General features: G+C 75.3%; 9 protein-coding genes. 7 read left to right on the forward strand and 2 right to left on the reverse strand.

What is annotated here, in order from left to right:
• Positions 1-5: 5 nt before the first annotated feature.
• Genes F3L20_RS26905 through F3L20_RS26925 form a run of 5 tightly spaced genes read left to right on the forward strand, consistent with a single transcriptional unit; the run spans position 6 to position 5778 of the window.
• Positions 6-1349, forward strand: a complete 1344-nt coding sequence (locus F3L20_RS26905; protein ID WP_150156522.1) for an O-antigen ligase family protein — start codon at positions 6-8, stop codon at positions 1347-1349.
• Positions 1346-3223, forward strand: coding sequence for a murein biosynthesis integral membrane protein MurJ (gene murJ / locus F3L20_RS26910; protein WP_240810767.1), 1878 nt, complete (start codon positions 1346-1348; stop codon positions 3221-3223). The genes F3L20_RS26905 and murJ overlap by 4 nt, the downstream gene beginning before the upstream one ends.
• Complete coding sequence (locus F3L20_RS26915) at positions 3207-3974, forward strand: polysaccharide deacetylase family protein (RefSeq protein ID WP_150156523.1); 768 nt, start codon at positions 3207-3209, stop codon at positions 3972-3974. The genes murJ and F3L20_RS26915 overlap by 17 nt, the downstream gene beginning before the upstream one ends.
• 1 nt (position 3975) lies before the next feature.
• Positions 3976-5112, forward strand: coding sequence for a glycosyltransferase (locus F3L20_RS26920; RefSeq protein ID WP_150156524.1), 1137 nt, complete (start codon positions 3976-3978; stop codon positions 5110-5112).
• A 15-nt stretch (positions 5113-5127) separates the two neighbouring features.
• A complete protein-coding gene (locus F3L20_RS26925) occupies positions 5128-5778 on the forward strand; it encodes a lipopolysaccharide biosynthesis protein (protein WP_145827696.1) in 651 nt (216 codons plus the stop codon).
• A gap of 32 nt (positions 5779-5810) precedes the next feature.
• Here F3L20_RS26925 and F3L20_RS26930 read toward each other — a convergent pair whose 3' ends face one another.
• Complete coding sequence (locus F3L20_RS26930; RefSeq protein ID WP_150156525.1) at positions 5811-7166, reverse strand: glycoside hydrolase family 26 protein; 1356 nt, start codon at positions 7164-7166, stop codon at positions 5811-5813.
• 169 nt (positions 7167-7335) lie between these two features.
• Here F3L20_RS26930 and F3L20_RS26935 point away from each other — a divergent pair, with 169 nt between their 5' ends.
• A complete protein-coding gene (locus F3L20_RS26935; protein WP_150156526.1) occupies positions 7336-8589 on the forward strand; it encodes an ATP-grasp domain-containing protein in 1254 nt (417 codons plus the stop codon).
• Between the two features lie 2 nt (positions 8590-8591).
• Complete coding sequence (locus tag F3L20_RS26940) at positions 8592-9854, forward strand: NAD(P)-binding domain-containing protein (protein ID WP_150157509.1); 1263 nt, start codon at positions 8592-8594, stop codon at positions 9852-9854.
• Positions 9855-9955: 101 nt separating this feature from the next.
• Here F3L20_RS26940 and F3L20_RS26945 read toward each other — a convergent pair whose 3' ends face one another.
• Positions 9956-10873 (reverse strand): chaplin, encoded by a 918-nt coding sequence (locus tag F3L20_RS26945; protein WP_240810768.1) that lies wholly within the window; start codon positions 10871-10873, stop codon positions 9956-9958.
• Positions 10874-11014: the final 141 nt, after the last annotated feature.

Here is an 11014-nt window from a genome sequence, read left to right on the forward strand (position 1 = left end):
GCCAGGTGAGCCACGTCCCCGTCCCCCTGCCGCGCCGGGCGGCCGGCCTGGTGCCGGTGCTGCCGCTGGTGGCGGTGGTCGCGCTGCTGGCCCTGCCGCCCACGGGGGACGGCGCTGGGCCCGCCGACGTGGTGTCCGCGCTGGTCGTCGGCAGTTGCGTGATCCGTCTGCTGCGGGAGCGGCGCCGCCCGCTGTCGCCGCGCGCGGCCGTGGTGCTGGGACTGCCGGTGGTGGGGCTCGCGGTCGCCGCCATGGGGGCGGCCTCGCCCGCGGCGGGGCTCGGCGGCATGGCCCGCTACCTGCAGGTCTTCGTGCTGGTCCCGGCGGCCGTGCTGGTGCTGCTGCGCGGCCGGGCCGACTTCCGGGTGCTGGCCTGGTCGTTCGTGGGACTCGCGCTGTGGCAGGGGACGGTGGGCGTGCACCAGTACGTCACCGGGACCGGCGCCTCCTACCAGGGCGAGACCGTGCGCGCGGTCGGCACCTTCGGGGCGCAGGACGTGATGGGCATGGCCACGGCGGTGGCGCTCGGCGTGGTCTGCGCGGCCGGGCTGGCGCTGGGCCGGACGCCGCGGTGGCAGCGGGCCCTGGCCGCCGGGTGCGCGGTCGTGCTGCTGCTGCCGCTGGCGGTGTCCTTCAGCCGGGGCGCCTGGATCGCGACGGCGCTGACCTGCACGGTGCAGCTGGCGCTCGCTGGGATGCGGCGGGCGCTGAAGGTGGGGGCGGCCGTGGTCGCCGCGGGGGTGATCCTCGTGGGTGGCTTCGGGGTCGGTACGGCGATGCTGCAGGAGCGGATCGACAGCATCACGCAGGTGGCCGACGCCCCGGACCAGTCCGTCGTGGACCGGTACACGCTGTGGGCGTCGGCCACCGGCATGTGGCGCGACCACCCGCTGACCGGCGTGGGCCTGAAGAACTTCCCCGAGTACCGCGACGGGCACGCCACGCTGGCGCTGTCGTCGGGCAGCGACATCGAGGGGGCCGGCGAGACCTTCCACAAGCAGGCGTTGCTCTCCCCGCACAGCATGTACCTGCTGGTGCTCAGCGAGCAGGGCCTGATCGGCTTCTGCGCGCTGGTCGGGAGCTGGCTGGCGCTGCTGGTGTGCGCGGGGCGCGGCCTGCTGCGGGTGCGCCGCGACGGGCGCGGCCTCGACTGCGCGCTGATCGCCTGCGGCCTGCTGCTGTGGCAGCTCACCGACTTCGTGTACGGCGACATCGGCGGCCCCTCGACCGTGCTGACCGGGGTCGCCCTCGGCCTGACGGCGTGGTGGGGGCTCGCCCCGGACGACCGGGCGGACGCGGTCCGCCCGCACGCCGTGCCGGGCCGGGTGGAGGAGGCCGTGACCCGATGACGTCCCTCCCCGCCCAGCCGACCGGTACGCCCCGCGCCGGCGCCCCGCCGTCCGTCGCGCTCCCCGGCTCCGCCATGACCGAGACACCCCTGACGACCGATGCTCCCGGCGGCGGGGTCCGCGTGGCCGCGGGCGCCCTGGCCCGCACGGACGCGGGCGACGGGTCCGGCCCCGCCCGCGCGAAGGCCCGCACCGCCGAGATGCCGGCGCGCACCGCCGCCGACGACTCCGGCCGCACCCCTGGCGACCGCACCGGTGACGGTGCGAAGGACGCCGGTGAATCCGGAACCTCGCGCCGGTTCCTCGCCCGGGCCGCACTGGTCACCGCGGTGCTGTCCATCGCGGGGTCGCTGCTCGGACTGGTGCGCGACCAGTCGCTGGCCCGGCTGTTCGGCGCGGGAAGCGACACGGACGCGTTCCTCGTCGCGTGGACCGTGCCGGAGATCGCGGCCACGCTGCTGATCGAGGACGGTCTGGCGATCGCGCTGATCCCGGCGTTCAGCATGGCGCTGGCCCGGCGCGCCCGGGGCGTCCCCGGCGACCCGGTGCGCGAGCTGGTGCGGGCCACCCTGCCGCGGCTGTGCCTGGCGTTCACCGCGGTGGCCGCGCTGGTCGCCGCCGGGGCGCCGTACCTGGTGCGGGTGCTCGCGCCCGGGCTGCCCGACCCGGGGCTCGCCGTCGACTGCACCCGGCTCACCGCGCTCAGCCTGCTGGCCTTCGGCCTCGCCGGGTACTGCAGCGCCGCGCTGCGGGCACACCGCCGCTTCCTCGCCCCGGCGGCGATCTACGTGGCGTACAACACCGGGATCATCGCCTCGATGTTCGCCTTCGGCGACGGGTGGGGGGTGCGCGCCGCCGCGGCCGGGGTCGCGGTGGGCGGCTGCCTGATGGTGGCGGTGCAACTGCCGTCGCTGTGGCGGCAGCTCGCCTCCCGCACCCCCGCGCCCGCCGCCGCGGTGGCCGACGCGGCGGACGAGGAGCGGCCAGTGCGGCTGGCCCTGATCGCCGCCGTGCTGCTGTTCGCGCTGTGCCGCCAGTCGCAGGTCCTGGTCGAGCGTTTCCTGGCGTCCTCGCTGCCCGCCGGTGCCATCTCGCACCTGAACTACGCGCAGAAGGTCGCCCAGATCCCGATGACGCTGTCGCTGATGGTGTGCACCGTCACCTTCCCGGTGGTGGCGCGGGCACTCGCCGACGGCGACACCGCGCGGGCCCGCGCCCGGGTGCAGCGGGACCTGGTGCTGGCGTCCTGCGTGGTGCTGCTGGGCATGTGCGCGGTGGTCTCCTGCGCCCCGCAGATGATCGGGCTGCTCTTCCAGCGTGGTGCGTTCACCGCGTCCGACACCGCCGCGACGGCGGACGTGATGCGCGTGTACGCGCTCGGTCTGCTCGGACAGACGCTGGTGGGCTCCCTGGTCCGCTGTTACTTCTCGGCGGGCCGCGCCCGCTGGTACCCGCTCGGCGTGATGGCCGTCGGCATCGTCGCCACGTCCCTGATCGGCGCGGTGACGGTGGGCCGCTGGGGGGTCGCCGGGATCGCCGCCGCGAACGCGGCCGGCATCACCGTCACGGCCGCCCTGCTGCTGGCGGGCCTGCGCACCGACCGTGCCGGGGACGTCCCGGGCGTCTCGGTGGGCGTGCGCCGGGTCCTCGCCGACCTCGCCCGGCCGGTCCTCGCGTCCGTCCTGGCCGTCGCGGCCGGGGTGTTCGCGGCGAGCCGCTTCACCTCGCCCGTGGCGGCGCTCGCGGCCGGCTGTCTCACCGTCACCGCCGTCTTCGTCCCGATCGTCCTGTCCGCCCTGGGCGTGGGCGCCGCGTCCGCCCGGCGCTCCGTCCGCTCCGTCACACGAAGGCTCACACATGGCCGCACCCGTTGATTCCCCGCTCGCCGACCGGCCCCCGGCGGCCTCCCGCCCGGCGCCCGTCCCCTGGGTGGCGATGTACCACTCGGTGGGCGACTGCTCGGACGACCCGTACCGTGTCACCGTCACGCCGCAGCGGCTGGAGCACCAGCTCACCTGGCTGCGGCGGCGCGGGCTGCGGGGCGTGTCCGTGGCGGAGCTGCTCGACGCGCGCGCCCGGGGCGAGGGGCGGGACCTGGTCGGTCTGACCTTCGACGACGGTTACACCGACTTCCTCACCGGCGCGCTGCCGCTGCTGCGCCGCTTCCGGTTCGGCGCCACCCTCTTCGTGCTGCCGGGCCGGCTCGGCGGCGACAACGCCTGGGACCCGCTCGGTCCGCGCAAGCCGCTGCTCACCGCGGACGGCATCCGGCGCGCCGCCGGGGAGGGCGTGGAGATCGGCTCGCACGGGCTGACCCACGTCGACCTCACCCGCGCCGACGACGCCCTGCTCACCACCGAGGTGACGGAGAGCCGCGCCCGGCTCGCGGAGCTGACCGGCGCCCCGGTGGACGGCTTCTGCTACCCGTACGGCACGGTCGACGCGCGTGCCGTCGAGGCCGTGCGCAGGGCCGGCTACCGGTACGCCTGCGCCATCGACCCCGGTCCGCTGACCGGGCCGCACGCCCTGCCGCGCGCGCACGTCGGGCAGAGCGACACGGCGTGGCGGCTGCATCTGAAGCTGCGGCTGCACCGGTGGCGCAGGCGTCCGGTGGAGGGCGTGTGAGATGAGGGCGCTGCACATCATTACCGGACTCGGCGTGGGCGGTGCCGAGCAGCAGCTGCGGCTGCTGCTGCGTCATCTGCCGGTCGACTGCGACGTGGTGACGCTCACCAACCCCGGCCCGGTCGCCGACGGCCTGCGCTCCGACGGGGTGCGCGTGCTGCACCTGGGCATGGCGGGCAACCGCGACGTCGGCGTGCTCCCGCGGCTGGTCCGGGTGATCCGCTCCGGCGGCTACGACCTGGTCCACACCCACCTGTACCGGGCCTGCGTCTACGGGAGGCCCGCCGCCCGGGTGGCGGGCGTGCGGGCGGTGGTGGCCACCGAGCACTCGCTGGGCGACTCCCAGATGGAGGGCCGCGCGCTGACGCGGGGCGTGCGCGCGCTGTACCTGGCGAGCGAGCGACTCGGCTCGGCGACGGTCGCCGTCTCCCCCACGGTGGCCGACCGGCTGAAGCGCTGGGGCGTGCCCGCGCCGCGCATCGAGGTGGTGCCGAACGGCATCGAGACGGACCGCTTCCGCTTCGACCCGGAACGGCGGGAACGCACCCGCCGGCGGCTCGGCCTGCCGGGCGGCGCGTTCGTCGTCGGCGGGGTGGGCCGGCTGGCCCGGGGCAAGCGGTTCGACGTGCTGGTGCGGGCCCTGGCCCGGCTGCCGGAGGACCACTGGCTGCTGCTGGTGGGCGGCGGCCCCGAGGAGCACGTGCTGCGCCGTACCGCGCACGAGGCGGGGGTGTCCGGGCGGGTGCTGTTCACCGGTGAGCGTCCCGCCGTGCCCGACGGCTCCCCCGGCCCCGACCTGCCCTCGCTCACCTCCGCGATGGACCTCTTCGCCTCCCCCTCCACCGAGGAGGCGTTCGGCCTGGCGGCGGTGGAGGCCCTGGCCGCCGGGCTGCCCGTGCTCTACGGCTCCTGCCCGGCGATCGAGGACCTGCCGCCGGCCGCCTCGGCCGGTGCCCGGCGGGTGCGCGGCGGCCCGGAGGCGTACGCCCGCGCGATCGCCGAGGTCCGCGCGGCGGGCCCGGCCCCGCGCACGGCCGCCGAGGCCGCCCGCCACTACAGCATCACCCGCAGCACAGCCCGCCTCATGGACGTCTACACGGCCGCCGTCACCGGACCGTCGCCGTCCCCCGCACCCTAAGGAAGCAAGTCCCTCATGACCGACACCCCGACCCGCCGGCGCCTTCCCTCCCTGGACCGCGTCAGAAAGCTGCCGGCCTGGTCCGCGCTGGTGGCAGGAACACTCCTCGGCGGTCTCTCCGGCGGCGCGTACGGCCTGCTCACACCGCCGGAGTACACGGCCACCAGTTACGTCGTGGCCGTCCCCACGGACCAGGCGACCCCGGAGTCCGCGCGCGGCTTCGCGCAGGCCTACGGGCGGGTGGCCACCCAGCTGGCGGTGCTGGGGGACGCGCAGGTGTGGGCCGGTGTGCCCGTGCGCACGCTGCGCAACAGCGTGCGCACGGCGACCTCGCCGGACGCGCCGATGGTCTCCGTCACCGCCACCTCCGACCGGCCCGGTCTGTCCGTCGACATGGCGAACGCGGTGGCGCGGGCGCTGACCCGGCACGCGGAGGACACCAAGGACAGCACCCGGGTGCGGCTCGTGCAGTTCTCCCGCGCGGTGAAGCCGGGCGGACCGGCGTCGGCGTCGGCGGGGGTGACCGCGCTGGTCGGTGCCAGCGCGGGCGGGCTGCTCGGCGGTCTGGCGCTGTTGGCCCGGCCCCGCCGGGGCGGCCGGGGCGAGGAGCCGGTGCCGGCCGCCTCGGTGCCGGGCCCGGCCACCGCCGCCGACGTGCCGCGGTGACGGCGGTGAGCCCGGCCGGGACGGTCCCGGCCCTACCGGGAGCGCGACCACCAGTCGAAGCGCAGGCACAGCTTCCCGCCGAGCCAGTGCTCGACCCAGCGGCCGAGGTCCAGCGGCGAGCAGTGGTCCGGGAGCGTGGGACCGGCGGGCGGCTCGGTCGGCGCCGGGGTCTGCTGCGGGTCCTCGGGCGTACGGCCGTACAGGGCGGACCGGAAGACGCGGGAGGCGTCGGGGTTGTCGTCGCACTGCCAGACGCCGTGCGGGCAGTAGTCGGTCACCGTGTGGTAGAGCGGCCGGTGCTGCTGCATCCAGGCGAGCATGCGGCGCATGTACTCGGGATTGTCGCCGTTGCGGAAAAGTCCCCACTCGGGATAGGAGATGGGCTTTCCGTGGGCCTTGGCGAAATCGACGTGGGCCTGAAGTCCGTAAGGCTCCGACACCTGCTCGTCGAAGGACATTCCGGTGGGCTGGTCGTACGAATCCATGCCGATGATGTCGACGGTGTCGTCCCCGGGATAGCACTGCGTCCACGGAACGGCGTCCCGGCCCCGGTTGGGTGTGAACTCGAACCGGAATCGCTGTCCCGGGACCGCTCGCATGGTGGTGACGATCCGGTTCCAGTACTTCTTCCAGGACTCCGGGTCGGGACCGCAGCGGTGGGTGTAGGTGACGCCGTTCATCTCCCAGCCGAGCACCAGGACGGTGTCCGGGATCTTCAGTGCGACGAGCCGTTCGGCGAGGGCGCGGAAGTGGTGGTCGAACTCGCCGGCCGCGGCGCGGCGCAGCAGCCCGCGGACCTCCTCGTCGGAGACGCCCGCCTCGTTGCGTTCCTGGAGCGGGACGTTGAGGACGAGCATCCGTTTGTCGTCCGCGTTGCGCCAGTCCGCCCACGCGTCGAGGAAGCCGATGTCGCCCTCGATGTCCTTCCAGTGGTTGCCCGGCAGGTAGGTGTGGCCCACGCGCAGCTCCGCGCCGCCCAGCCAGCGGCTGAGCTGCTCCATCCGCTGCACGCCGCGGGCGTCGGAGGCGAGGAAGGCGCCGAAGGGCGGCACCCCCCGGGCGGGGGCGGGCGCGGACGGCGGGGTGAGCGACGGCGGCCTGACCTCGGGCACGTCGGGGACGGCGGGCGCGGGGATGCCGGGCAGGGCGACGGTGGGTACGTCGACGGCGGGGGTCGGCACGGCCGACGCGGCGGGCTGCGCGCCCGGTGCGGGCTCCGGGCCGGCCGCCGGCGTGGGCCGGCCGGTCGGGCCCGGCAGCGCCGCCCCGGTGTCGTCCGCGTGCACCACCCCCGCCGCGGGACCCGCCGCCAGGGCGGCCGACGCGGCGACCGCCGCCACGCCCATGGCCAGGGCGCGGGACCGGACCCGCCGGTGCTGTGGGGCCATTGGCTGCTCCTCTTCTCGCTCGCGTCCGCCTGCTGCCTGATGCCTCGCTGTTGACGAACAGTCATATGAAGTCAGCCATACGAAATACGACAGTGCCACTGTCACTGCGGCTTTCGAGTGCCGTTCTCGCCCGTGTGGGTGAGGCGGCGCCAGAAGAAAGTGAGAATGCGTGTCATTGCTTGACACCCGGGTTCCCGCCGTTGTGCTGCGGATCGACCGGAATCCCTTTCACCACGGAACACTGGGCGCCGTCCGGACACTCGGCCGGGCGGGGGTGGAGGTGCATGTCGTCGCCGACTGCACGGGAAGTCCCGTGTCCCGTTCGCGTTTTGTGCGCCGGCTGCACACCCCGCCGCCTCCGGACGCGTCCGAGGAGCGGATCCTCGCCGTGCTGCGCCGCGTCGCGGAGGACGTGGGGCGCCCGGCGGTCCTGGTCCCGATGGACGACGCGACCGCCATCGCCGCGGCCCGGCTGCGCGAGGAGCTGACTCCCTCCTACCTGCTGCCGGAGATGCCGGCGGCGCTCGCCGAACGCGTCGCGGACAAGGGGGAACTGGCCGCCGTCTGCGCCTCCGTGGGCGTGCCGCACCCGCGCACCCTGGTCCCGGACACCCCGGCGCGGGCAGCCGAGGACGCGCTGCGGCTCGGTCTGCCCGTGGTCGCCAAGTGGAGCCGGCCCTGGCTGCTCCCGGCGGGCTCCGGGCTGCGCAGCACGCAGGTGCTGCACTCGGCCGGCCAGGCACGGGAGCTGCACGCGCGCACCGCGGAGGCGGGCAGCCCGCTGCTGCTCCAGGCGTTCCTGCCGCCCGGCCCGGACCGGGACTGGTTCTTCCACGGGTACGCCGACCGCACGGGCACCGTGCGCGCGGGCGGACCTGGCCGCAAGCACCTGTCCTGGCCGCGCGGCGCGGGACTGACCGCGGTGGGCCGCTGGACGCCCAACTCGGAGGTGTTCGCGCTCGCCGAGCGGCTCACCGGGGAGCTCGGCTACCGCGGCGTCTTCGACCTGGACTTCCGCCGCTGCGGCAGCACCGGCCGCTACCACCTTCTCGACTTCAACCCGCGGCCCGGCGCCCAGTTCCGGCTGTTCACGGACAGCGCCGGACTGGACGTCGTCCGCGCCCTGCACGCGGACCTGACGGGCCGTGTGCTGCCGGACGGCGATCCGGTGACCGGCAGGTCGTTCGTGGTGGAGAACTACGCACCCCTCGCCGCGCTGCGTCCCGCGCCCGGCGGGCGCGAACTGGCCTGGTACGCGGGGGACGACCGGGCCCCCGGCTGGGCGATGTGGGGCCTGTGGGCCCGGCACGTGTCCGGCCGGCTGCGCCGGCGGCTGGGCACCGCGGCACCGCTGCCGGCGCAGCGCCCCGTACCCCGGGCGGACACGCCCTCCCTGACCGACAACGAGAAAGCGAGCAACTGATGATGTACGACCTTCTGGTGGTGGGCGCGGGTCCGTACGGTCTGTCGATCGCGTCGCACGCCGCGGCCGCCGGACTGAACCTGCGTGTCTTCGGCCGGCCGATGGCGTCCTGGCGGGACCACATGCCCGCCGGGATGTTCCTGAAGTCGGAGCCGTGGGCGTCCAACCTGTCCGACCCGGCCGGCCGCTGGCGGCTGGACGCCTACTGCACCGAGCGGGGCCTGACGGCCCGTCACGCTCACCCGATCCCGGTGGAGGATTTCGCCTCGTACGGGCTGTGGTTCGCCCGCAACGCCGTGCCGGAGGTGGACGAGCGCCTGATCGCGAGGGTGTCGTCGGGGCCGGAGGGCTTCAGCGCCGTCGCCGAGGACGGAGAGGTGCTGCACGCGCGGACGGTGGCGCTGGCGGTGGGGGTGATGCCGTTCATCGAGGTGCCCTCCGCGCTGCGGGGACTGCACCCGACGCTGGTGACGCACAGCAGCCACCACAGTGACCTCGGACCCTTCCAGGGCAAGGACGTCACGGTGATCGGCGGCGGCCAGGCCGCGCTGGAGACGGCGGCGCTGCTCGCGGAGCAGGGCACCCGGGTGCGGGTGCTGGCGCGGGCGGAGCGGCTGCGCTGGAACGACGTGCCGCCGCCGTGGGAGCGCCCCTGGTGGCAGTCGGCGCGCTCGCCGCACAGCGGCCTGGGCCCGGGCTGGCGGAACTGGTTCTACTCCGAGCGGCCGGGGCTGTTCCGGCGGCTGCCGGAGACGACCCGTGCGCGGATCGCGGCCACGGCGCTGGGCCCGGCGGGCGCCTGGTGGGTGCGGGAGCGGGTGGAGCGGGCGGTGGACCTGATGCCGGGCCACGAGGTGACCGCGGCGGCCGCGGTGCCCGGCGGGCTGCGGCTGGAGCTGGCCGACGTGACCGGGGCCCGGCGCACGCTGGAGACCGAGCACGTGATCGCCGCGACCGGGTTCAAGGCGCACCGCGACCGGCTGGGGCTGCTCTCGGCGGAGCTGCGCGGTGCGATGGCGGCGCTGCCCGACGGTTCCCCGGTGCTCGACCGCGGTTTCGAGTCCTCCTACCCGGGGCTGTTCCTCGCGGGTCTGGTGACGGCGTCCGGCTTCGGTCCGGCGATGCGTTTCGTGCACGGCGCGACCTTCACGGCGTCGACCTTGGTGCAGGGGTGCGCCGGCGGCTGCGTACGGCCCGGTACGCGGACGGTCCCGGTGCCCGCGGGCGGCGGCCGGGGCGGTGCGCCGGCTGCGGTGCGCGGCTGACGGACGGCACCACGAGACGTCCCCCGGACCAGGAGGTCCGGGGGACGTCTCGTGCCGGGGGGCGTGGACGCCGGGGGGTGGGCCCGGCTTCCGCGGAGCCGCTAGCGGCGGGCGCCGACGCGGCCGCGGCGGTAGAGCATGGCCCCGCCGGTGAGCAGCACGGCGCCGGCGGCGGAGGCGGCCATCAGGCCGTCGGTGCCGGTCTCCGCGAGGTGCGGCGGGTTGCCGGGCGTCTCGACGGCCGGCGGCTCGACGTGCTTCGGCGGCGTCACGACCTTGGTGGGCGGCTCGGGCTTGTCCTTCTCCGGCGTCTTCTCCGGCTCCTTCTCACCGTGGTGGCCGGAGTCGTTGACGCAGGTGTTGTCGGACGCCTCGTTGAACAGGCCGACGAGGTTGACGCTGTTGCCGCACGCGTTCAGCGACAGGTCGATGGGCGCCTGGATGACGTTGCCGGAGAGGACACCCGGCGAGCCCTTGGCGGCGCCGACCGCGTGCGCGCCGCCGCTCTCGGCGTGCGAGACGCCCGAGCCGGCCTCGTGGTGGGAGGAGTGCGCCGAGCGGTCCGCGGACTTGTGCTCGTGCCCACCGTCCGAGACGTTCGCGCAGGTGTTGTCGGACGCCGTGTTGAAGGCGCCGCCCGCGGTGACGTTGTTGCCGCACGCGTTCACCGGGGCGTGGACCGGTGCCTGCACGTTGTTGCCGGACAGCACACCGGGCGAGCCCTTGGTGCCACCGACCGCCTGGGCGCCGCCGGCCGACTCACCGTGCCCGCCGGAGCTGTTGACGCACGTGTTGTCGGACGCCTCGTTGAACGCGCCTACGGCGGTGACGGTGTTGCCGCACGCGTTCACCGGCACGTGGACCGGCGCCTGCACGTTGTTCCCGGACAGCACACCGGGAGAATCCTCGGCACCGCCCCCCGCGAACGAGTCGGCGAGGGCGGGGGTTCCGTACAGGGACAGAATGCCCGTGGCGGCAGCGGCCGCCGCGAACACTCCCCTGCTCAGGGTCTGTCGCAATGTGGTTGTCTTCCTGCTTGATGGGAGGCCGGCCCCGGCATGGAGAGTGGCAGCCGAGCCCGCGCGTTCCGGCCTCGGCCACCCTGTGGCCTGTCTCCTTCATCAACCTGGCTCCACGGGATCGGTTGCGCAGGTTCACCC

Source organism: Streptomyces tendae, from assembly GCF_008632955.1.
Lineage (GTDB): Bacteria > Actinomycetota > Actinomycetes > Streptomycetales > Streptomycetaceae > Streptomyces.